Genomic DNA, 23,250 nt, shown 5'->3' with positions numbered 1-23,250 from the left:
ATTATTGAATTTTTTTAAGTAAGTCTTTTATTTGATCGAAGTTCTTTTCAGTAGCATTGTATAGTGCTATTTTTCCTTCTTTATCTACTACGATATAACGAGGGATCCAGTTTAAATCTAGTGATTTACCAAAGTCTCCTTTCATTCCTTTTCCTTCTTTAGAGTAGTAGTGAAGTCCTTCAATACCATATTTTTCAATTGCTTCTTTCCAAGATTCTTCTGTTTTATCAAGAGAAAGATTAACGAATGCTACATTTGTAAATTCTGCTTTAATCTCTTTCATAGTAGGAACCGCTTTGATACAATCAGGACACCAAGCAGCCCATACATCTATAAGGATAGCTTTTCCTTTTTGTTGATCAAGGATTTGTTGAAGTGTAATTGACTTCCCATCTAATTCAGCAAAGTCTTGTTCTAATGCTCTAGAAGCAAATGCAGTTGTATCTTTTACTTGTTCTACTTCTGGAGTTGCAGAAGTCTCCTCTTGTAATGTAGTTGAGATCTCTTCTGTAGTTGTTTCTGCTTTTTCTTTACAAGAAGTAAATACTGCAGTAGCTAGTGCTAATGTTATGAATATTTTTTTCATTGATTCTATTTCTGTTTTATTGTTTTAATTTAACTTGATTCTAGGGTCTAAATAAGCATATATCAAATCTACTAAAATAGTAATGATTACGAAAGAAGAAGAGATAATAAGTACTGCGCCCATAATGACAGGTAAGTCTAGTGTATTCAGTGCATCTACTATTTCTTTACCTAGGCCATTCCACCCAAAGATATATTCTACAAAGACTGCTCCTGCCAGCATTGAGGCAAACCATCCTGATAATGCTGTAACTACAGGATTCAGGGAGTTCTTTAAAGCGTGTTTATAGATAATCTGTGTAGTGCTTAATCCCTTAGCCTTGGCTGTGCGTATATAATCTTGATTAAGTACTTCTAATAGGGTATTTCTCATTAACTGAATTACAACAGCTAAAGGTCTAATACCAAGTACAACAGAAGGTAATATAGCATTCTTTAGCACTAAATGTCTTCCTTCTCCAAAGTCATCAACCTCATAGAGACTTCCAGTCATCGGTAGTCCTGTATAACTATGCAGTACGTACCCGAATATCCAAGCAAATAAAATAGCACTGAAGAACGAGGGGATACTCATCCCAAAAGTACTTATAATGGCTATTGTTTTGTCTAGCCATGTGTTTTTAAATAGAGCTGAAACAACACCTAGTAGTACACCAATACCAAGCGCGATACTAATAGCTAATGTTGCTAATAGAATAGTGTTTGGCAAGGTTTCTCCAAGTATAGTACTTACTTTCTTACCACTTTTTTGGAAGCTTTCTCTTAAGTATGGTGTCTTCAGCATCAAGTTGTATTGCCCTGTGCTAAATAGGACTGTTCCATTGTACTTTTGATCGGTATTAAAACTGTAATCTCCTTCTGTTTCACTATGTACAGAGATAGGAGATAAGTCATTTAAGTAAAGCAGATATTGCTTTCCTTTAGGTTGATCAAAACCATACTTTTTTTTGATAGCTAATAGTTGTTCTGAGTTTTCATTCTGGTCAAGCATCATCCTAGCTGGATCTCCAGGAAGAATATTAAATAGAAAGAAGACAACAGTAACTACACCAAACAAGGTGAAGAATGCGTATAATAATTTCTTTAAAAAATAACTTAACAAGGTCGTGTAGGCTTATTTTAAGTTTACAGATTCTCTGTCATTCCAATGTTTCTTCTCTACAATAACACCATTTTCTATTACTACTATACTTGGGTTACCACGCTCTATTGTTTTTAGTGTAGTCCCATCACATGTATAGTAGTCAAAAGGAAGTTTGTATTTACTAACTACAGATTCTATTAAGTCTTGATTCGAAGCAGTCATACCAGCTACTACATATCCTTTAACAATAGCTTTATTAGCAAAGTCTTTCATTGCTTCTAGGCCTTTTTCATCAGCTCTAGTTAGGTCATAAGAGATAAGCATTACTAATTTCGGTTCTGCCATCATCATAGATAGGTGGTCAATACCGTCTTTATCCATAGTCAAATCATGAATAGGAGGTTGGTATCCTTCAGAGATAAGTTTCTCTTCTCTTCTTAGGTATTTAGCACCTTCAGGTAATTTAGTTAACTCTTTATCAGAGAACTTGCGCTCTTCACCATTTACATCATAGTAGAACGTAATCTCATAAACTGCTTTTGGAGCGTCTTCAGGAATCTCCATTCCTTTTACGATATCAGTACCTACTTTATAAACTCTGAAGTCTTTTAAAGGTAAATGGTTTAATACCCAGTACCCCATAAAACTACATAGTACTAAAGACAGAATCATTATAATATTGTTAATCTTACCAGAGAAGATAGGTTTTATTACTTGATTATATTTCATGATAATAAGAATCAAGATAAGTAATACAATATCCTTTGTGAAAGATCCCCAAGGTGTTAGTGGAACAGCATCCCCAAAACAACCACAATCTGTTACTTTGTTAAAGAATGCAGAGTAGAAGGTAAGGAATGTGAAGAATACAATCATTAAGAACAGTAAAGTAATTGTCAATTTTCGCATATACCCTATTAATAGAGCAACTCCTAATAGTACCTCAGCAATCACAAGAGTCACTGCTAATCCTACGGCATAGGGAGCTAGGAAAGGAATATTTAATACAGCTTCAGAGAAGTATTCTTCTAGCTTATATGAAAACCCCATAGGGTCATTTAGTTTCACTAATCCAGAAAGGATAAATAGTATTCCTACAAATATTCGAGATAATTGAGCAATTATTTTCATAGTTATTTGATTGTATTAGAACAGTGATTTATTGGTTTGGTAAATCTAAGTGTATCAATGCGAATACAGAATAGTTTAGCATATCTTGATAGTTAGCAGCTATTCCTTCTGATACAATAGTTTTTCCTTTGTTATCTTCAATTTGCTTTACACGCAATAGTTTTTGTAAGATAAGGTCTGTTAATGAACTAACTCTTAAATCACGCCAAGCTTCTCCATAGTCATGGTTTTTATCTTCCATTAATTGCTTTGTTTCAGCTACTTTTTGATCGTATAAAGCAATTGCTTCTTCAGTAGATAAGTCAGGTTGATTCGCAACTCCTATCTCTAAATTGATAAGTGCCATCACACAATAATTGATAATACCAATGAACTCAGGGATTTCTCCTTCATCTATCTTTCTAACCTCATTCTCTTGAATACTTCTAAGGCGTTGTGCTTTTATAAAAATTTGATCAGTCAACGAAGGCATTCTAAGGATTCTCCATGCACATCCATAGTCTTTCATTTTCTTGGTATATAAATCTCTGCATATCGCAATTACTTGATCAAATTGAGTAGAAGTCGTATTCATTTGGATTATATTTGTGTAATATTTTTTCAAAAATACTAATAATACTAACCCTTTGAAAGAGGTAGAAGTATTTTAGCTGTTTTTAATTATATAAAACTACATAAAAAAGTAACGCATTACACACAATGACAATAAATTGTAAAGGAGAATTGATTGATTTAAGTTCTCCAAAAATAATGGGAATATTAAATATCACTCCTAATTCTTTTTTTGATGGAGGAAAGTATAAGACTGATCTAGCTTTTTTAAACCATGCAGAACAGATGATAAATCAGGGGGCTGACTTTATCGATGTAGGAGCGTATTCTAGTAAACCAAGTGCAGAGTTTGTCAGTGAAGAAGAGGAGATAGAACGTATCGTACCTATTATAGAGTTACTTCAAAAAGAGTTCCCGACTATGCACCTTTCTATTGATACCTTTAGAGCAGGTGTGGCTAGAGCTACAGTAGCTGCAGGAGCTTCTATTATAAATGATATTGCTGCAGGACATTTAGACGAACAGATGTTGGCTACTGTAGGGGAGTTACAAGTGCCTTATATTATGATGCACATGAGAGGAACTCCTCAGACGATGCAGACAATGACTACATATAATGACTTAGTAAAAGAAGTGAAAATATACTTCTCAGAACGAGTAGCAAAAGCAAGAGAATATAAGATTAATGATATTATACTAGATCCAGGCTTTGGCTTTGCTAAAACATTGGAACAAAATTATGAGCTGATGAGTAAAATGGAGTTGTTATCTTCTTTTGAATTGCCTATTTTAGTAGGTATATCTAGGAAGTCTATGATCTATAAGTTATTTGATATTACTCCTCAAGAGGCATTAAACGGAACGACAGTATTAAATACAGTAGCTTTACAAAAAGGAGCTCATATCTTAAGAGTTCACGATGTGAAAGAGGCTGTACAAACAAGAGAAATAATAAAACAATTGAGTATATGAAAAAAGTGCTACTATTAATACCTGCTTTACTATTATTAGTGAGCTGTAATAAGAAAGAAATGCAATTAAGTAGAGCTTCTTTTATTGTTGAAGAAGGAATAGACGATCATTCACCTATATACTTTGAAACAGGAGAAGAAGGAAAGAGCTTTAATTTAAATGATGCCAACAGAATTGCTGGTACGAACTATATTGTTTCTGTTCAACGTGATTTGAATGCTAAAGAAGTATTACAAGAGATAAAGAGAATTAAAGATCACAAATATGCAGAAGACAATATGCATAGAGATGAGAAGGGAGTATATCTAAGTTATGCTGATACACTACACAAGCATCTTTCTCTTTTTCCAATTAAAGACTTAGACTTTGGTTTCGTAGGACCTACTTCTCTAGATAAAGTAGTATATCTAAAAGATGCTAATAACTTCTTAGTAGAAGGTAAGTCAGTGACTAAAGACCAATTAATAGAGGCTATAAAAGATAAAGATAGTCTACAACTAGGAGTGAATAAAGACGTCACATACGAAACTTATTTACAGACCCGTATTTTCTTTGTAGAAAAAGAAGTGGTAGACCAGTTTTTAAAGACAGATTTGATTTATTAGTCGAATCGTGAAACTGTGAAATCGTTAGTTTGTGAAACCGTGAAACCGTTTTTTTGTGAAACTGTCCACTGTAAACCAATTAACTGAAAATGTTAACCGTAAACCGTAAACCGTCCACTGTAAACTGTCCACCGTTCACCGTTCACCGTTAACTAAAAACCTATTCGTGATGATAAGGTTCATTGCGCAGGATAGTGAATCCTCTATAAATCTGTTCGATAATAAATAAACGAATCATCTGATGGGAAAATGTCATTCTAGAAAGTGATATTTTCCCTTTTGCATTTTTATACACGTCCTCTGAGAAACCATAAGGTCCTCCGATAACAAATACTAAGGTCTTGATACCAGAGTTCATCTTCTTTTGTAGCTCATCAGCGAAGCTAATACTCGTAAACTCCTTTCCTTTGTCATCTAGTAAGATTAGCTGATCAGTAGGGCCTATCTTAGATAAGATTAGTTCCCCTTCTTTTTGTTTCTGTTGATCTTCAGACATATTCTTCGCATTCTTGATATCAGGAATTACCTCTAGGTCAAACTTTACATAAAAAGACAATCTCTTCATATATTCATCCATTAACGTTTGTAATGGTTTACTGTCTGTCTTTCCTATTGCAAGTAATTTGATATTCATCTGTCTGATTTATTTTTTGCAAAAGTAGTTTTTTTATAGAAAATAGCACACTGTCTAAGGTGTATTTATAGCCAATGTAATACTAGGTTGCAGATATACAACGCAATTTTAGTGATTAATGCGATCATAGTAAGGTGTGTTTAAGTTAGTTGGTGTCGTTGAATAGAATGGTGTATCTCTTTGCGCATAAAGGGTATAAATACAAAAAGAGATATATAAACCCACAGTATTAATAAGGTTATCAAAAAGGAGGTTAGAATGAGAAAGCTAATCGATGAAATATAGTTTTGTAATAGATTAATCGAGTTAAAAGAAGGAGCTATAACTAGTATTACAGGGCCTCCGAGAGCCATAGTAGCCACTCTAGTTAAATACCATTTCTTATTACTTTTTTTATTGATCTGTTTGAGTTCTATCTGCCATCTGATCCCCATACCGATAAAGCCTAAAAGAAGTATAAAAGAGGTAATTATAAATATCTCTAAATAGTAATTAGGCAGAGCTAAACCAATAGCGAAACTCAATAAAAATATAGCTAGTGAAACAATTATTTTAGGAATAGTGAAGAAACTTAATAAGACCTTATACATCTGTTTTAAGTAACTATTCGTTGTCATTATTATTTTAGAGTCCACTACGTCACTAAACCCAAATACCCCAAACTTCTTAAACTCTCTGTCTAGTGCTGTTTCAAAAGGAAGTGAACCATCCTCTCTCCATTGAGACTCTATTCCATTAGCTAAGTGATCGACTAGCTCCAGCTCGATATCATAATATTCTACATAGTGCTTCTTTACGAAAGTGTGTAGAGCTTGTATTTGGTCAGTAGTTAGAGTTTTCATAATAGTAGTTATAGGGTGTTAAACTTCTTTATAGTAGCTTCTTTTTCTAGTTTGAGCTTAGGAGATATAACATTGTATGTAATGTATATCCAGAGTCCTACGAATAAGATAAGTACACTTGATAACACAATAGACTTATTAGCTATAAACCTTCCGAAATAATACGTGATGTATAGAGCAGATAAAGGAAATGCTATTACAGATAACCTTATCCTATCCATAAACCACTTCTTTTGAGTCGCTTTATGAAGTTTTTTAATTTGAGTCGCCTCTATGATATAATAAATAAAAACAAGAGGCATTAGACTCCATATAATAACAGAGACTATATCTCTATTCTCAAATATCGTTGATAGATAATTAAGTGATGTATATATGATATAAAAGAGTGCACTCGTTAAGAGTAATTTAGGCCAATGCAGGAAGCGCAGAACTTCTTTTAGAATAATGCCAAGATAAAAATACGTAAGACTATTCTCCTTCTTCTCAATGATTGTACTAAACCCAAATACCCCAAACTTCTTAAACTCTCTGTCTAATACTGTTTCAAAAGTAAGTGAACCATCCTCTCTCCATTGAGATTCTATTCCATTGGCTAAGTGATCGACTAGCTCCAGTTCGATATCATAGTATTCTACATAGTGCTTCTTTACAAAAGTGTGTAGAGCTTGTATTTGGTCAGTAGTAAGTGTTTTCATCATGATTTTACGCTTATTTAAAGGCTTCAGTAGCTTTCACTATTAATCTGAAATCAGTCCCTTCTATAGGAGTATCAGTTTCATATGTGTATTCTAGGTTATTGTATTTAAAACGAATAGTTTTCGGAACTTCATTCTTGTTGACTATAAATTGAAAATAACCTGTATTATCAGTAGTAGTGACTATTGTATTGTTATTTAGAACCTGTATGCCAGCCACACCTTTGTTATCTTGTTTATCTATAACTGCTCCTAAAAAAACAAAGTCATTTTCTTTAAGTGCTACAATAGGATATTGCTGACCCATATCTTCTTTTTTCTTTTTGTTTAGATTAGTGCTGTATCTCATAGAGCCATTAATCATTGAGAAATTAAGAATATTCATGTCTATACTGTTAAAAGCCTTCGCTCTAGTATCATAAGAAGCATATGGATATACTAATAATTTGTCATTAGGGAGTTCTATTACTTGACTACCGAAAGTCTGTGATCTATTAGTGTTTACATTTATCCTATCTATAAATATAAGATATTCGTAGTTCTTTATTTTACCTGCTTTATAGTAATGTAACACAAAGTCTTTATACTTTAATTGAGTTTCTAAATCAGCGTGTTGTAATACTAAGAAACAAGTATGCCAACTAGCCTCATCTAATTTTAAATCTTCTCCATTAATTAATCTTTCTATTATAGGAAGTACTATCTCTTGGTTCTCCTTATCATAAGAGTAGATAGTAGAGTTTAACTCATTTTTAGCAATGCTATTTTGTTCTTTATCATACAGAGTTCTATAGTGTTGGTCTTTGTATAATACATCTACCAGTATCTTATTTATATCTTCTGATACTTGACAGTAAGATATACCAGTGAATAATAATAGGATTATAAGGTTAATTGTTTTTTTCATCACACTTCAGTTTTGCTTAGTTGTTGTTTGTAAGATTTATAAGTAATTAGTGTCCAGGTTAATGAAAAAGGAATAAATAAAGCCCCTCCAATTATAAAACCTTGAGTGAAGCCTAGTAAATCTCCTTTTTTAAGTAAATGTTGAAAGAGTAGGATACTTATGAATAACGCTACTATTAATGCATTATAAGAAGTTATCTTCTTAATTCTCTTCTTTAGATAAACAGCGTGTTCACTTACTATCGTTTTGATATAGTGTCTAAGTATAAATACTATATTCAATGAAACTAGAGCTAATAATATTGAAACTATAAAGTATAAACTATCTGAAAACACTAGAACTGTCATTTGACAAACAGCAATAATTATCCCCAATAAGATAGAGTTATTCTTTATTCTACTATCTTTTTCAATCCAGTTTTTAGAGATAAAGTAGGGTGTGTTTTTATAGAAATGATTAGGATCTGTTTTTAATAAATCCTTCCAGTTTATAAAAGTCTGTCTAAAAGCGTCTTCATATTCACTCCCCTCATTCATTAGCTCTTCTATCTCACAAGAAATATGATCCAATACTTCATCACGAGTATTTTGATACTTGATATTGTATTGAGTGATTAAGGTCTCTTCTATATGTTTTATTTGATCAATAGTAAGTGTTTTCATAATTACAATATTTTAGATGAAACACTGTTGTATTCTTGGTTATGTTTTAAGGTCAAATACATAGCTATACTTGATAAGAAAATAGCTAGTAGTAAAAATGTTAGGTTTAAGTAAACTATCGAAAAAGTACTCGTGAAACTGTAATATAAAGCTACCATACCATCTAAAACAAATAAACTAAACCAAGCAACGCCTTTGATATGTTCAGTGTAATAATCTAGTTTAAAATTCGCGTAACGATTCTTTTTATACTTGAGGTACCCCATTACTAACATAGGAAAAGCTGTTATAGCTAAAGCAAGCCCTAAGATGAATAATTGATCTTTGATAAAAAAATGAAATATAAAGGTAGTGAATACAGCCAAAACAAATAGTAGCCCAATGCTCTGCATATCTTTTACAATTAGTGAATTGACTATAAATCTAGGCGTTTTGTTGATCACCCAATTAGAAGGCTTTAGTTGACTATGCCATTTAGCTATTGTTATTTTACTCGCTTCGTGAAAATAAGCACCTTCATTCATCAGTTCTTCTATCTCACAGGCAATATGATCTAGTACCTCATCACGAGTATCTTGATACTTGATATTGTATTTAGAGATTAGAGTATCCTCTATCTGTTTTATTTGGTTAGTAGATAGTGTTGTCATGGTTTAGATAATTAATTATATTACTTTAGATTGTGATAGTTCATTCTTTTTTTTAAGTACCATAGGTCTCAGTTTATTGAGAATGATGAAAGGGATAATCAGCAAGAGTGTAAATAGAATACTTTTAGGTACCCAGATAAAAGCGCTGTTTGAATAGATAAACTGTTGAGAAGTTTTACTAAAACAAAGAATTATCATAGGTATTAAAGAGAAATAGGTTAGCTGCTTTACTAGTAAATAGTACGCATTAGAAATATATCTTTTTGTATTTCCTAGATAAGGTAATTTACAACTACTATCACTTTCTATCATGATAACTAGATTAAAAGTTACAATCGTAGCTAAATAACCAACATTAAATATTCTGTCTATAAAATACCATGTACTTGAAATATTAAATAGTAGAAGTGTACCAATAAAAATAGCTAGTAGATAGGACACTTTAGAAGTTACAAAGTACTCTTTTATACCTAAACCGATGATACGCAAGTACTCATATATTTGGGCTTTATTCATCTGAGTTTGCACTTTGCTTAATCCTTTAACCCCGAATTTATTAATCTCTATAGTCAAGGCCTCTTCAAAAGATATTTGAGTATTAGATTCACTCCATTGTTGCTCAATACCATTAGCGATATGGTCTGTCAGTTCTTCTATTACCTCTATGTATTCAACCTTGTGGTTGATTAGTTCTTGTCTAATTTTATCTAGTTCTAGTGGTTGTAGTGTTTTCATAGCATTTTCTTTTTTTAAGCAATCTGTGTACGTTGTTGTTTACTATTCTCCATAGATAACAGTATAATATTGATACAGTGGTATAGAACAATTAATGAGAGTAAGTTAAAATTCTCTACATGAAAGTCATTAACCCTAAAAGACTCAATTTTTATTCTTAATAAAAAAGTGGATACTAGTAGTATTCCTCCAGATACCATCGCTTTTAGAATCAAATAAGAAGCTCTATAGTGCTGTCTCTTTCTATTCTTAATAAGTAGAAAAACAGATAATACAAGACCTATCAAACTAATTGTAAAAAAGCTAGTAGTGTATGTAATATTATCCAATTTTAGAATGAATAGGTTTATTACAGCAAATAGAGAAGTGATAACACCTGCTATTCTCCATCTGTTATCATCTCTGCGATACCACGTATTAGAGATAAAAGAAGGGACATGTCTATACTTAAAGTCTTTTCTAGGAGTCAGCATAGGATGCCATTTATCAAATACTTGTATAAAAGCTTGTTCAAACTCGTATCCTGTATGATATAGCTCTTCTATTTCACAGAAGATATGGTCTGTCAATTCTTCTTTAAGATTGGCATAGCGCACATTATATCTTGCTATCTCAGCGATAATTAGTTGTTGTTGGTTTATAGTAAGTTTTTTCATTGTGTTTTGTCTTTGGTGGTTGCCAATTATGTCAATTTTAGATTGACAATGTTCTGCATATTGCGGATAAAGCTTTCTAGCTCTTCCATTTTAGAAGTAGTTTCTTTTACTCCAGATTCTGTGAGCTTATAGTACTTACGTACTCGTCCATCTACACGCTCTAGTTCTACATCTAAGTATCCATCAGCTTCTAGCTTGTGAAGGGCAGGATAGAGAGCACCTTCTGTCAAGCTCATTTCTCCTTCAGTTACTTCTTTTACCTTTTGCGTGATTTCATACCCATACATTCGCCCATTCTGATCGAGTAGTTTCATGATGATGGCATTGAGACTTCCTTTATAAAGTTGTTGTTGCTTTTTCATACTTAAGATTCTTATGTATAGCAAAAGTATAAAAATATCTGATACCTCCAAATCTTAGGTATATACTTTTTAGATACTTTTCATGTTTTGATGTATAAATGTTTGTTTAGTGTAAGTAATTAGCGTAAAATAGGTGTAAAGTGTTAATAGTTGAGACTGTCAGAGAATTGCCTTTTTGAGGTGGAAGGCTGCAGGAATGTTAAATAAAAGGCTTCTTTGAGTACAGTAACCTAAGTTACAGTTAACCTACAAGGGAAGTCATACCTTTACTCTTTTAAACAACAATGGACTATGTTTGGTTTTATAAATAAGTTATTAGGATTAGATAAGGGAGAGTTACTATTCGCTTATATTCAGGAAGGAGCTATGCTGGTAGATGTACGTACAGTAGGAGAGTTTAAAAGTGGTTCTGTACCTGGCGCTCTGAATATCCCATTAGATACATTAGAATCACAGTTGCATAAACTACCTAAAGAAAATAAGATTGTCGTATTCTGTAGAAGTGGAATGCGCAGTGGTCAGGCGAAGCGTATGTTAGAGCAGAAAGGATATACACAAGTGATAAATGGTGGAACGTGGACTAAAGTCGCTAATGTAAAAGGAAGATAAGCATGAAAGAGTTTTGGAATGAGCGATATAAAGAACAAGAATATGCTTATGGGATAGCGCCTAATGCCTATCTAGAAGAAGTACTCAAGCCTAGTCGTGACAAGGAGGTTATATTAATGGCAGCTGAGGGAGAGGGGAGAAATGCGGTATATGCAGCGCAAAAAGGATGGAGTGTAAAAGCCTTTGATCAAAGTATAGAAGCTAGGAATAAAGCACTTCAATTAGCTAAACAACACCATGTAGAGATTGACTATCTTGTCAGTGATGTTGAATCGCTATCTTACGAATTAGCATCAGTGGATGCAGTAGCGTTGATTTATGCTCATTTTCCAGAGGGTGTAAGGAGGGCCTATCACAGACAGTTAGGAAGTTATGTCAAAGCAGGTGGAACATTGATACTAGAAGCTTTTGCTAAAGAGCATATCTATAAACAAAAAGAGAATCCCGATGTAGGAGGACCTAGTAACCCTACGATGCTGTATAGCGTAGAAGAATTAAAAGAGGATTTCTGCGATTTCGAATTTATCAATCTAGAAGAGGTAGATATAGAGCTGTCAGAAGGTCTATATCACAGAGGAATAGCAAAAGTAATCAGAGGGATAGCGAAGAAGAAATAAGACATAAAAGAATATATATAAGCCTTGAAGCACTAGCTTCAAGGCTTTTTTTGTTGCAACAGGATAGCGAATATAGATAAGGAGAAACAGAGATAAACGAAAAATAAAAAGTGTTTTTTCAATCTCTAATCAGCAAAATAGCAATAGTATGATGATCTAATGATTATGAAGTATGAGTCTTTCATCAAAGGAGAATACATGGAGTATAAAAGGAGCATTATTGGACAAAGCTTGCCTTAGCTCCACTATTCTCGGGTTATTGTCCATGTATTGTCGAAGGATTTGCATTGAAGCCCTTATTTTACTGGGGTTATAGCATGATTGTATTTTTATGTTTGTACTAATTGTTTTAGTAACATATTGTTATTAAGTGTGTTGTGTTTTTTGGGGAATAAAAAAAAGAGTTTATGTTTTTTATTTTTGTGCTCAAAAAACGGATAATTGCTGTTTTTAGAGAAAAAAAGTTGAGTAGAAGTTTAAAATAATAACTTTATCAATTGAATAATTATTGAAATAGTAAAAAAGTAACACTGTTTTTTTGTATAAAAGAACATCAAATTGTTGTTAAAAAGACTTTACAATTGAATTAATTAGCCACCTTTGTATACTATTAAAAAGAATAAAATAAGATGAGAAGAATAAGTATTGTTGCAGTATTATTAGTTGGAATAGCATTTGTCTCTTGTAAGAAAGAGAAGAAAGTAGAGGCTATAGAACCTTTAGAAGAGGTAATAGAATTTCAGGAGCCTAAAGCTGATGCTGTAGGATCAGATATTGTATTAGGAGTAAGTAACTTTTTGAAGAATGAGTTTCTGACAGAAGCAGACTTGAAGGTGATGACAGATACAGACCGTCAGTTTAAGCTGTATGCTATTGATCTAAATGGAGATGGGAAGAAAGAAATCTTTGTAAGTCTTACAGGTACTTATTTCTGTGGATCAGGTGGGTGTACTACTTTGTTGCTTGGGTCTGATTATAAGTTAATCACGAAGTTTACAGTGATGCAAGGAGCTATTTTTGTAGAACCTACCGTAGAGAATGATTGGAAAGTCTTAACTGTAAAATCAGATGGAGAATGGAAATCGCTAGTATATGCTAATGGTACATATCCTTCTAATCCTTCTATAGTAGAGAAAGCGAAGTATGATGCACCGAGTGGACATGCTGAGGTAGTCTTCGATCAAGAGCAGAAGTTAGATGTATATGAGTTTTAGTCATTAAAATAATTTATAACCGCGGATGGATTAATTCTATTCGCGGTTTATTTTTTTATTGCTGTTAGGGATATTGATAAATAGACCAATAGCAACTATGACATCCACTATATTCCAAATACTACGTCCAAGAGCGACTTTTAAAAAAGGCTGAAACAGTAGCGCTAGTACAATAAAGATAAACATCTCCGTTTTTTCTTCTCTATAATAAGATTTGTACGCAAAGTAACTAAATCCTATACAGGCCACAAAGCGAACGAATTGATAGAACCCATAAGGCAACTTTAAAAGACACATTAAGAGTAAAACTGCAATAGTGATTTTGATAGCTTTTTCCATGAGAATAACAGGTGTGAAATATAGTATTAAGATACGAAATAACTAGATTAAATGCGATGTCGCTAATTACTATTTCTAGAGAATAGGTTATTCGTATTTATCTTTTATAACTATCGGCAAGTTTTGAAATAAATTATCTGCTTATATGAGTTTTTTGCCGATATCGGCAAGTTTTTAAAATAATTTATCTGTTTAGATGGTTTTTTTGCCGATAACGGCAAGTTGAAGAACGCTGTGTAAGTATTATTGAGGTGTTAAGATGTTTGATTTGCTATAGAATATAGCTAGTTATAGCTACTTACCTTTTTGTTAAAAGTCTTATCTTTCCTCTTTGAAAAAGAAAGTGATTATGACTGTAAAGCGAGTGAATATACAGATTAAACAATTGAATAGATTAAGTGCTGAGGTAAAGGGACTGACGATAGCGATAGTAGTATCTACAGATGCAATCACAGTAAGAGAGTTCCTTGGAGCTGTAGTGACACAGCAGGTAGAACAACATATACAGAAGTTCAAACAGCGCAATACCATAGAGCAGTTAACCATTACACAAGAAGCTTTAGATAACATTCTATTCACTAGTAAACTCCGTTTTACCTCTCCTGAGAAGTATAGAGATATCAATATAGCAGAAGAGGTACAGCGTGTGATACAGGCGTATGAAGATCAGTTGTTCTTATTGTTTTATGGAGAGCGAGAGTTGCTGTCATTAGAAGAGGTCATTGTGTTGAATGATGCAGATGCCTTTGTATTTATTCCCCTTAATTTTTTAAAAGCTAGTTTTTAAACAGATCCCAATGAATAATAATATTGTAACTATACTAAGAGACTATCAAGTGGAGAACCGTACTTATGCAGAGATACATGGGGAGCTTTATGCGATGGTGTATAATGAAGAGTATGTAGGTGTAAAGTTAGAACCACATATCGCTATGTTAGGACTACATTTTACTGGCAATAGTAGTGATCCAGAAGATTCTATTTATAGCCCTAAGGTATTTACGCGTTATGATGAGACTTTTGTAGAGATGTTAGCAAGTAATTCTGTTGGGATGTGGAGAGAAGTGGAGTATTATGCTTTATTGGTGTACTTTTTTGGAGAGAAGTTAGCGCCTTGGGTACATGAATTATTAGATCGAGTGGATGAATATATCTTAGGAGGACAATATGATATAAAAGAAGCGACGTGGCACAATGCAGAACATACATTCTTAAAACAGTGTAATGTTATTTCAGGACTGTTATATGGTATATCGTTCTATGATAATCATAACTATGATTCCTATAGCATAGAGTTGCCACTTCATAAGCAGGTAGAGTATAGTATGCACCTCTCGCTACCTAATTATCTTCCTTATGTATGGGCAGTAGCTTTAGATAGTGGAGAAGAGCAGTTAATCGAGGTAGTCGATACTATCTGTGATGGGGATAATGAGCATGGACGATGGACACCTTCTTTTTTATTGATGCTAATGGCTTCAAAGCAATCAAAGTATTGGGAGAAAGTAAAAGATATATTGGTAAACGCTGGTCGTGAAGAGGGAATTAGACAAGATATTACGAGGTTATTATCACATGTACAGGTAGCTAACTTAAAGTATTTTTTAGAAGTTATTCTCTCTCATAATTTAGTGCGTTATGAAGCAGTGCGTACAGAGTTAGCATACCACTTTAGAAGTCATGTAGAAGATGACAAACAAGATAATGTAAAGCGACTATGTGAGATGATGCTCTACGCTTTAAATCACTATGAGTATTTTGACGAGAAAGAATTATCTGCGTTTAATGAAAAAGAGTTTTACGCATTGATGCACTGTTATCTATGGATACACAGAGAGATGGCGTTTGACTTTGTTGAGAGTGCATTTGAGGAAGTAGAGCGCAAGTTTCAGCTTGTAATATTAGAGTTCTTACCAAACTTTAATGAATATACGGTTGAGTCTGTTCTATTTAACAAAGTATTAGAAAGTAGAGATCAAGAGTTTATCGCTATGCTGCTAAATCGAATAAACCAATATTTGGAAGGCAGTAGAGCTTCAAGGTATTTTATCCAACAAGAAAATTATGAAGAGGTATATCTGGTGTTTTATGATTTATATGAACAGTATAAAAGTGGAAAGACACTAATCTTGAAGAGTAGTGTAATACCAGATTATTACAGAAGCTTTGAGTTAAATAAAGAAGAGTTATTGACTTCACTGTTGTATTTGACAGAGGAGTCATCAGAGAAGGCGAGACTGTTTATAGACAAGCGAAATACCTTTACTACAGAGTTTAAAGAAGAGTTATTAAATGTCTTGTTGTTTGGAGGTAAAGAGTATGGGCTTCAGGGGTATGGATATAGTTTTACTGGAGAGGTACAACCTACCTATGAGGTGCAAAATGAGTTAGCTTTCGCTTATCTGAAAGAGCGCAAAGAGACAATCGCTTTTGGCTGTATGCGTTTTTTAACAATCGCTACCTTATCAAGTAAAGACGAAGAAGAAATAGTAGCATACTTTAAAGGGAAGTTTAAAAAGACACAACAACACTTTATCCGTCTATTGATCTCTAGACAAGATGATTTTAAGGATAGACTATTAGAACAATTAATATTAAGTGAGAATGTGAATCAGCGCTTAGCAGCAATGGAAGGGTTAGTAGTACTAGCTCAGAGAGGTGACATACACCATCAACTAGGTACTTGGTTAACACAGTTAGATGATCTAGGTATTCAGTATGCGAAAGAGGAAGAAGAATACTTAGTACTCTTGCGTGACTTTGGGCGTCAAGGAAAAGAAGGACAAGACACAGATATGGCATTATACGATGCTACCGTGGTGAGTGCTGTCGTATTGCCTTCAGTGGAAGATAATACTTTATTTAGTCAGCGCATTGCACATAATTGGGGACTTTCTAAGAAATGGGAAGAGGTAGTACGAGAGTTAGATAGTCTAGAGCATCTGATGAAACAATATGCTGCGTATGAATATGAACATTTTAATTATGGAAAAGCAGAGAAGGTACTCTTAGGAACACATTTCACGAAGATGCATGGTTATTCAGGTGATGATGAATGGACAGCGGAACAACACTTCCAAGATTACCCACTGTATGAAGTATGGAATCAGTGGTTTATGGATAGTAAGTTGGATACATTAGACTTATTCTTACTGCATTGTGCTACTTCAGAAACAGAGGTTCCTGAATTGATAAAACCATTATTAGATGGGAAGTTGCCTTATTTCTATAATGAACTCTCAGCTAAATATGATAACTACTGGTATGCGATGGGAACAGTCTTTTCTTGTTTAACCTATCAATATCCATTTAAAGAAAAAACGACCTATTGCTTAGATGGTTTAAAAACAATATACAACAGTATTCCTCAAGAAGTTTTAGATTTAGAAATACGCACTTCTGTTTATGGAGAAGAGTATAGCTATACCTGGGTAGATTATACAGATTTATCTTGGTATGCTGAGTTTATACCTATAGAGGACTTAACAGAAGAACAGTGTTTAGCATATTTCAGACTATTGCGTTGGCGTCAAGTGAATTGTAATAAAGTAGATGATAGTTATTATCTGTTACCTTTTGAATTGATGGCTTTTGCCTATGATAAGAGTGAAATTACGCGAGACGAGTTTATACAGTATCTAGTTGCCATAGATAATAGAAAGTCTTATTTCAGTTCAATGTTATCTCCTTTCACAAAGCGATTTATAACCGATAAAGTACAGCAAGTCTTAATCGAGTTTAAAGCGTATTATTTACAACAGGTTATGGATAGGGATAACCCTACGACTAAGGTATTTGATATTGTCTTTGACTTTCAGGAGATAGAAGGAATGCAGTATTTCTTTGGATTATTGCATAAAATCAAGCACACAGGGATATCTAAAGAAAATATTTACTATTATGCAGAGATGCAAATCACGATTAAGGAATTAGGACAAATCTATAGTAAACTTATTCGTAGAACAACACCTCTAAGTACTGATACTCAAGAGATGTTTAATGCTCAAGTAGCAGAGATAAACTTCAGTGCAGTACAATGGATCGAAGTGGCTGTAGCATGTCCGCAGTGGATAAAGTACATCACAACTTACTTAGACTGGCAAGGATTAGAGTCTGCAATATGGTGGCTGTTCGCCCATCTACTGGATAATCAACAGGAAGAGGAGCAAAACAAGATACAAAAACAGATACAGCGCTACTCTGCTATAGCGTTAGAGGAGTTTGAAGGAGGGGTAGTAGATATAGATTGGTTCTTTAGTTTTTATCACGTACTAGGAGAAGAGCGTTGGCAGATGCTTTATGATTCAACTAAGTTAATGGCAGTAGAGGGACATACTCGTGTGAAGCTATATGCAGATGTGCTGTTAGGCAAAGTCTCTATGAAAGACTTGAAAACGAGGATTATCTCTAAACGCGATAGAAACTATGTACGTGCCTGTGGGTTATTCCCCTTATCTGAGACAGATAGAGAAGGAGATTTGATGGATCGATATGAGCTATTAGAACAGTTTAAGAAAGGTTCTAAGAAGTATGGAGCTATGCGCCAAGAGAATGACTTAAAGATATATAATGTAGCGATGCAGAACATCGCTAGAGCGGCAGGGTATACTGATGCAGTGCGTTTTCAATGGTCTATGGAGAGTGTACAAGTGCAGTCTATTCTAGAGAACTATAAGGAATTGGTATTGGATGAGTATACATTCTCTTTGACTGTATCTGATGAAGGAAAAGTAGAGTTGACAGTGAAGAGTAAAGGGGATAAGCCCTTAAAAGCGATACCTGCTAAACTAAAGAAAAATGAGCAAATCATAGATCTAGTAGAACGTCAGAAGGCACTGAAAGAACAGTATAGTCGCTCTCGTCTGAATTTAGAGCAGGCAATGCTTAGACAAGATGCGTTCTCTTATGCAGAGATGCAGAAGTTGTTACTGCATCCGATTATCAAGCATCACTTGGCTAAGTTGGTTTTTAAATGTGGTGAGGTTTACGGTTTGTTTGTAGAGGGAGTATTTACTGCTATTTGGGGAGAGGTAATGAATATACATGGCACAGAAGAGTTCGTGATAGCACACTGTTATGGTTTATATCAAAGTGGACAATGGGTCAATATACAAGCTTATTTGTTTGACAAACAGATAGAACAACCCTTTAAACAAGTGTTTAGAGAGTTGTATTTACACAACGAAGCAGAGGAAACAAATATCGGTAGCTCTAATCGCTATACGGGATATCAGGTTAAAGACAAACAGACTTTAGGACTGTTTAAGACAAGAAACTGGCAGTATGAATACTATGCGAATTACAGCAAACTGTATTTTGAAGAGGATATTCGAGTTGAGGTCTATATTGACTATTCAGGAGGAAGCAATACAGAGTACGGAGACTATGTGAGCTTAGAGCATATCTTGTTCACTAAAGCTTCTACGGATGACGTGATTGCCCTAACAGAGGTTAATCCTATTGTCTTCAGTGAGGTGATGAGAGACCTTGACTTAGTGGTAAGTGTTGCTTATGTTGGAGGAGTAGATCCTGAGACAAGTCTATCTACGGTACAGATGCGTATGGCTGTTGTGAGAGAAACAGCACGATTATTGAAGTTAACAAATATCGAGTACAAAGAACGCCACCTTGTGATCACAGGGACTAAGGGAACCTATAGCTTACATGTCGGTAGTGGTGTGATTCACTTGATACCTGGTACGCATCTCTATATCGAGCCTGTACATACACAGGATAGAGGGAAGTTGTTTTTACCCTTTGTAGATGATGACCCTAAGACCACAGAGATCGTGTCTAAGGCTTTGATTTTAGCTAGGGATGGGAGTATTAGAGATACGGGTATATTAAGTCAGATAGAGTAGAAAACATTAAGGCTGAGTGTACATTCACTCAGCCTTAGTTTATTAATATTGTTTTTGAGATATAGTATTACTCAACAATATTAAGTTGATATCTCATGAATATGTTTTTTTGTTCATCAAACTCATTAACAGCCGCATTAAATGAGTAATCATCAGGGTGTTTATGAAGGTATTCAGACTTTAAGTCTCTTAGTTTGGATCCCATAAGAACTTCTTTAAACCCATCAGTAGATTTACTTCCTTTGGCATCTAACCATTGGTTAAATTCTTTTACACATTCTTCTAATGCTTTTCTATATTGAGGGTCAGCGATGTCGTTTAGCAAGGTTAGATTTATTTTTGCTTTTGGCAATGAAGCATAAGGTGTTTTCTCCACTAAGAATTCTATTGTAGCATCATTCACAGATTTTAGGTAGTCTTTAAATTCTCGTTCTCTGTATACTTTATAGGCAGTCTCTTGGAATTTCCCTGCCTGATAGTTTGGGTCATTTACTAGATTGCGGTTACCTCTAGTGATAATTGGGTTGGTTAAAGTTAAACCTTCAGGCATAGGCTCATCTAAATTATACTTCCAATCAAAGTCATGTTTGTCAATAATTAACTTGTTACAAGGTTTAAAAGGAATAAATACAGTTGCAATAGAATCGTTTATTTTTAAACGAACAGAGTCACTTTGTGTTCCTATAGCCCACTCAATAAATTCTTCTGTTGTTCTTTCATCATTAAAATTGAAGAAATTCTGTTTAAAGAATACGTAAGTACTCTGTGTAGGATTGATAATAGCTTGTCCTTTATTGACACGACCACCATTGTGAATAGTGATTTCTTGATTGTTGTATTTAAGTTGGTGTTTACCATATTCTAAGGTAATTTGTATCATAGTTACAGGAGGAATATCATAAGCTGTATCATCAATATAAACTGTGATAGGTTCTTCTGTTGGATTGTCTATCCAGTAATCGTTTGAACTACTATTACAAGAGGCGAATAGTGTGCTTATACACACTAAGCACAGTAGGATTAGTTTTTTCATTTAGCATAATTATTTATACAAATATACTTAATATGTTAAAAATAGTATTTTAATTGTGTTGATTATCAGTGATGTATTTGTTGAAAGTAGTTTGTTTTTAAGAATGAATAGAGCTGTATTTTGAATATATTTGAAAGGATTTAATGTAATATGAAACAAATATATATTTCGTGTAGTTTCTCTATGCAAAATGAGCTTAGAGAAGCGACTGATAGAATGAAACAAGAGATAAGTACAATGGGGTACCAACCTTTTGTGTTTATTGAACAGTACGCTTTTGATATAACACAAGAGAAAGAGATGATGATACAGGCGATGAAAGACATTGATGAGAGTTGTTGTTTGTTTGCAGAGACTACAGATAAGGGAATAGGCATAGGTATAGAAGCAGGATATGCTAAAGCACAAGGCAAACCTGTAGTCTATCTACGTCAGGCTGACGCATCACATTCTACGACAATGTCGGGTATGGCTGATTATCACATTCTTTACGATGATATAGAAGATTTAGGTAAACAAGTAAAGGAAGTGTTACTTCAAATACAGTTAGAGGTAGAGTTAAGAAAGTATATCTTAGATCTAGTAAGTGAAGAAAAACAGATTTTTACAAAAGAAGTACTGGCTTACTTAAAAGAGTACAAGTTAAGAGGTGGAGGACAAGAAAGAACGATAGAGGTATTAACGGCTCTAGGTAATACATATGATATAGTACCTCAGTGGAGAGATAAGATAGACGATGTATTAGATATGGTGACAGGGTATTGTTCTCCTGAGTGGAGAGTGTGGGGAGAGTAAGTATATTTGTAGATAGAAAAAAGTAAAAGATGACAATAGCACAGTTATTAAGATTTGTAGAAAGAGCTACTGTAAGAAAAGCAGCCGAATTATCTATACGTGAAGTAGAGGAGGAGAGTAAAGGACACTGGATAGCGTTCGTAGATGATAAAGAGGAAAGTTACGATGTACAGATTGTAATTGACGGGAAACAAGTCCTTAGTAGAAGTTGTGAATGTGAGATTGACAATATAGTCATGTGTTCACATCAGACTAAGCTACTCATGGCAATAAATGATGCCTTAAAGGGGAAGAAAATTGCTACGAAACCCGTTGTAAAAAAAGCTTTGAGTAAAAAGAAAGTAAGCGAAAGTGTAGCATTACTTCAAGATGTTAATCAAGAGGAGGTATATACATGGCTGACTGAATTGTTTAAGAAAAATAAGGAGGTAGAGCAGGAGTTTATATTAACTTTTAAAAAACAAGATAGTGCCGAATATAGTGTAGATATCGTTGATAAAATATTGAAAGATATTTATACTTCTGTTTTTGGAAAAAGAAAGAATGCTGATGCTAAAGATATTAAGAAGCTGGTAGATTTGGTTTCACTTGCATTAGAGCCAGTGGATAAATATATCGTAGTTAATATTACAAAACCTATTGCTTTAGAACTTTATTTAAAGATAATGTCTTCTCTATTTACGTTAAAGTATAGTGTGAATTATACTAGTAAACGAGTTGATACGTATATGAATAAGTTTGTTGAAAGATACGTATTAGCATTATTAAATGTCAAAGATCAAGATATTGTAAAGAAAACGATAAAAAACTTATTGAAACAACTGTATGAGCCTAAGAATAGTTTACAATACAGTCTAGTTTCAGCTTTAGTTATAGAGTTATACGAAAGTAAGGATGAGAGATATACTTCTCTTTTTGGGGATGAGGTAGTGAAAATAATGAAGCATTATCAAGATAATAATTATGTTGTTGAGATAGAGATGTATTTGTTCTTTTTGATAATAGCTGTTGAACAACGAGTTTTAAAAGATTGTTATAAATTATTTAAACCCGTTAGGTTTCAGAATGAATACAATTTGCTATTACTAAAAGGGTTAATGGATATAGATCTTAAACTAGTAGAGGAGTATTGTTTAAAAATAATAGAGAGTAATATTCAGACAGAGTATAACGAACCTTATCTAGAGATACTAGAAGAGATTTATGAGAATAATGGGGATAAAAGAGGTTTAGCAAATATAAAAAAGCAACTTTTCTTTGAGACCTATGACCTTGAAGATTATAGTTATGTAATTAAGTATTTAGAGGATCCAGAAGAGGTTAAGAAATTTAGAACTAAAGTTTTAAGTAGTTTAAGAAATAACTTTCATCATGCAAAATCAGCCTCTATGTTGTATTTTGCTATTCTGGAAACAGAGCATAATTATAAGAAAATGCTAGAAGTACTGAGCCGAGATATTCCCCAAGATGTAATGTGGGCTTATGGTGAACAGATGTGTAAGTTTAATGCCGCATCGTACTTAGACAAGGTTATGAGTATTGGACAAACTCCTGTTTATCCTAGATATACTGATGAAAGATTGGCTGAGTTTATTGTAGAGAAATTCTCTGCGAAAGATATCGTACAGAAATTGATGAAGTATAGGTATACAGATGGAAGTTTGAATAAAAAAATCAAGACACTTGTCGAGAAAAAACAAAAGTAGA

At 33.7% G+C, this 23,250-nt stretch carries 24 protein-coding genes; 9 read left to right on the top strand and 15 right to left on the bottom strand.

What is annotated here, in order from left to right:
* Window position 1: 1 nt before the first annotated feature.
* From AABL87_RS10310 to AABL87_RS10295, 4 genes are read right to left on the bottom strand one after another with little or no spacing between them, the layout of a single operon-like run.
* Window positions 2-586 (bottom strand): TlpA family protein disulfide reductase, encoded by a 585-nt coding sequence (locus AABL87_RS10310; RefSeq protein WP_341277308.1) that lies wholly within the window; start codon window positions 584-586, stop codon window positions 2-4.
* Window positions 587-610: 24 nt separating this feature from the next.
* The gene (locus tag AABL87_RS10305) at window positions 611-1,687 is read right to left on the bottom strand and encodes an ABC transporter permease (protein ID WP_341277307.1); all 1,077 of its coding nucleotides are present in this window, start codon (window positions 1,685-1,687) and stop codon (window positions 611-613) included.
* Between the two features lie 12 nt (window positions 1,688-1,699).
* On the bottom strand, window positions 1,700-2,800 hold the full coding sequence (locus tag AABL87_RS10300) for a BT_3928 family protein (RefSeq protein WP_006261755.1): 1,101 nt from the start codon (window positions 2,798-2,800) through the stop codon (window positions 1,700-1,702).
* A 28-nt stretch (window positions 2,801-2,828) separates the two neighbouring features.
* Window positions 2,829-3,374 (bottom strand): DUF1599 domain-containing protein, encoded by a 546-nt coding sequence (locus AABL87_RS10295; protein ID WP_025124728.1) that lies wholly within the window; start codon window positions 3,372-3,374, stop codon window positions 2,829-2,831.
* 125 nt (window positions 3,375-3,499) lie between these two features.
* Here AABL87_RS10295 and folP point away from each other — a divergent pair, with 125 nt between their 5' ends.
* Both folP and AABL87_RS10285 read left to right on the top strand, forming a co-directional pair.
* Entirely contained in the window at window positions 3,500-4,324 is an 825-nt protein-coding gene (folP, locus tag AABL87_RS10290) for a dihydropteroate synthase (RefSeq protein WP_006264235.1), read from the top strand.
* A complete protein-coding gene (locus tag AABL87_RS10285; protein ID WP_006258547.1) occupies window positions 4,321-4,929 on the top strand; it encodes a hypothetical protein in 609 nt (202 codons plus the stop codon). Before folP ends, AABL87_RS10285 begins: the two co-directional genes overlap by 4 nt.
* 160 nt (window positions 4,930-5,089) lie before the next feature.
* On the opposite strand, the gene rlmH is transcribed toward AABL87_RS10285, so the two are convergent.
* From rlmH to AABL87_RS10240, 9 genes are all read right to left on the bottom strand, one after another.
* Window positions 5,090-5,563 (bottom strand): 23S rRNA (pseudouridine(1915)-N(3))-methyltransferase RlmH, encoded by a 474-nt coding sequence (rlmH, locus tag AABL87_RS10280; protein ID WP_006258546.1) that lies wholly within the window; start codon window positions 5,561-5,563, stop codon window positions 5,090-5,092.
* 140 nt (window positions 5,564-5,703) lie between these two features.
* Entirely contained in the window at window positions 5,704-6,405 is a 702-nt protein-coding gene (locus AABL87_RS10275) for a hypothetical protein (protein ID WP_006258545.1), read from the bottom strand.
* 8 nt (window positions 6,406-6,413) lie between these two features.
* Window positions 6,414-7,106 (bottom strand): hypothetical protein, encoded by a 693-nt coding sequence (locus AABL87_RS10270; protein WP_341277306.1) that lies wholly within the window; start codon window positions 7,104-7,106, stop codon window positions 6,414-6,416.
* A 10-nt stretch (window positions 7,107-7,116) separates the two neighbouring features.
* Window positions 7,117-8,010 carry a hypothetical protein gene (locus tag AABL87_RS10265; RefSeq protein ID WP_006265822.1) on the bottom strand — a complete coding sequence of 298 codons (894 nt, stop codon included), beginning with the start codon at window positions 8,008-8,010 and terminating at the stop codon, window positions 7,117-7,119.
* Complete coding sequence (locus AABL87_RS10260) at window positions 8,010-8,672, bottom strand: hypothetical protein (protein WP_286385335.1); 663 nt, start codon at window positions 8,670-8,672, stop codon at window positions 8,010-8,012. Before AABL87_RS10260 ends, AABL87_RS10265 begins: the two co-directional genes overlap by 1 nt.
* Before the next feature lie 2 nt (window positions 8,673-8,674).
* Window positions 8,675-9,322, bottom strand: coding sequence for a hypothetical protein (locus AABL87_RS10255; protein WP_341277305.1), 648 nt, complete (start codon window positions 9,320-9,322; stop codon window positions 8,675-8,677).
* A 15-nt stretch (window positions 9,323-9,337) separates the two neighbouring features.
* Entirely contained in the window at window positions 9,338-10,057 is a 720-nt protein-coding gene (locus tag AABL87_RS10250; RefSeq protein ID WP_341277304.1) for a hypothetical protein, read from the bottom strand.
* A gap of 14 nt (window positions 10,058-10,071) precedes the next feature.
* Window positions 10,072-10,713: a hypothetical protein gene (locus AABL87_RS10245; protein ID WP_286393848.1), complete on the bottom strand. Its 642-nt coding sequence runs from the start codon at window positions 10,711-10,713 to the stop codon at window positions 10,072-10,074.
* 26 nt (window positions 10,714-10,739) lie between these two features.
* Window positions 10,740-11,075: a PadR family transcriptional regulator gene (locus AABL87_RS10240; protein WP_006258534.1), complete on the bottom strand. Its 336-nt coding sequence runs from the start codon at window positions 11,073-11,075 to the stop codon at window positions 10,740-10,742.
* A 291-nt stretch (window positions 11,076-11,366) separates the two neighbouring features.
* Here AABL87_RS10240 and AABL87_RS10235 point away from each other — a divergent pair, with 291 nt between their 5' ends.
* The 3 genes from AABL87_RS10235 to AABL87_RS10225 all read left to right on the top strand — a co-directional run bounded on the left by AABL87_RS10235 (window position 11,367) and on the right by AABL87_RS10225 (window position 13,515).
* Complete coding sequence (locus tag AABL87_RS10235) at window positions 11,367-11,684, top strand: rhodanese-like domain-containing protein (RefSeq protein ID WP_006261744.1); 318 nt, start codon at window positions 11,367-11,369, stop codon at window positions 11,682-11,684.
* Window positions 11,685-11,686: 2 nt separating this feature from the next.
* Window positions 11,687-12,301 carry a class I SAM-dependent methyltransferase gene (locus AABL87_RS10230; protein ID WP_341277303.1) on the top strand — a complete coding sequence of 205 codons (615 nt, stop codon included), beginning with the start codon at window positions 11,687-11,689 and terminating at the stop codon, window positions 12,299-12,301.
* Between the two features lie 629 nt (window positions 12,302-12,930).
* On the top strand, window positions 12,931-13,515 hold the full coding sequence (locus AABL87_RS10225) for a hypothetical protein (protein ID WP_006261742.1): 585 nt from the start codon (window positions 12,931-12,933) through the stop codon (window positions 13,513-13,515).
* A gap of 36 nt (window positions 13,516-13,551) precedes the next feature.
* Here AABL87_RS10225 and AABL87_RS10220 read toward each other — a convergent pair whose 3' ends face one another.
* Window positions 13,552-13,854, bottom strand: a complete 303-nt coding sequence (locus AABL87_RS10220) for a DUF6804 family protein (protein WP_041893156.1) — start codon at window positions 13,852-13,854, stop codon at window positions 13,552-13,554.
* Window positions 13,855-14,203: 349 nt separating this feature from the next.
* On the opposite strand from AABL87_RS10220, the gene AABL87_RS10215 reads away from it, so the two are divergent.
* Window positions 14,204-14,641, top strand: coding sequence for a hypothetical protein (locus AABL87_RS10215; RefSeq protein ID WP_341277302.1), 438 nt, complete (start codon window positions 14,204-14,206; stop codon window positions 14,639-14,641).
* A 10-nt stretch (window positions 14,642-14,651) separates the two neighbouring features.
* Complete coding sequence (locus tag AABL87_RS10210) at window positions 14,652-19,715, top strand: DUF4132 domain-containing protein (RefSeq protein WP_341277301.1); 5,064 nt, start codon at window positions 14,652-14,654, stop codon at window positions 19,713-19,715.
* A 67-nt stretch (window positions 19,716-19,782) separates the two neighbouring features.
* Here AABL87_RS10210 and AABL87_RS10205 read toward each other — a convergent pair whose 3' ends face one another.
* Complete coding sequence (locus AABL87_RS10205; RefSeq protein WP_006264217.1) at window positions 19,783-20,748, bottom strand: hypothetical protein; 966 nt, start codon at window positions 20,746-20,748, stop codon at window positions 19,783-19,785.
* 150 nt (window positions 20,749-20,898) lie between these two features.
* On the opposite strand from AABL87_RS10205, the gene AABL87_RS10200 reads away from it, so the two are divergent.
* Window positions 20,899-21,543 (top strand): hypothetical protein, encoded by a 645-nt coding sequence (locus AABL87_RS10200; RefSeq protein WP_006264216.1) that lies wholly within the window; start codon window positions 20,899-20,901, stop codon window positions 21,541-21,543.
* A 29-nt stretch (window positions 21,544-21,572) separates the two neighbouring features.
* Window positions 21,573-23,249, top strand: coding sequence for a hypothetical protein (locus tag AABL87_RS10195; RefSeq protein WP_341277300.1), 1,677 nt, complete (start codon window positions 21,573-21,575; stop codon window positions 23,247-23,249).
* Window position 23,250 lies beyond the last annotated feature (1 nt).

Origin of the sequence: Myroides sp. C4067 (assembly GCF_038039665.1) — a bacterium.
In the GTDB taxonomy this organism is placed as follows: domain Bacteria; phylum Bacteroidota; class Bacteroidia; order Flavobacteriales; family Flavobacteriaceae; genus Flavobacterium; species Flavobacterium odoratimimum.
Note: the sequence above shows the minus strand (reverse complement) of the source record. Positions and strands in the feature narration are given on the sequence as shown.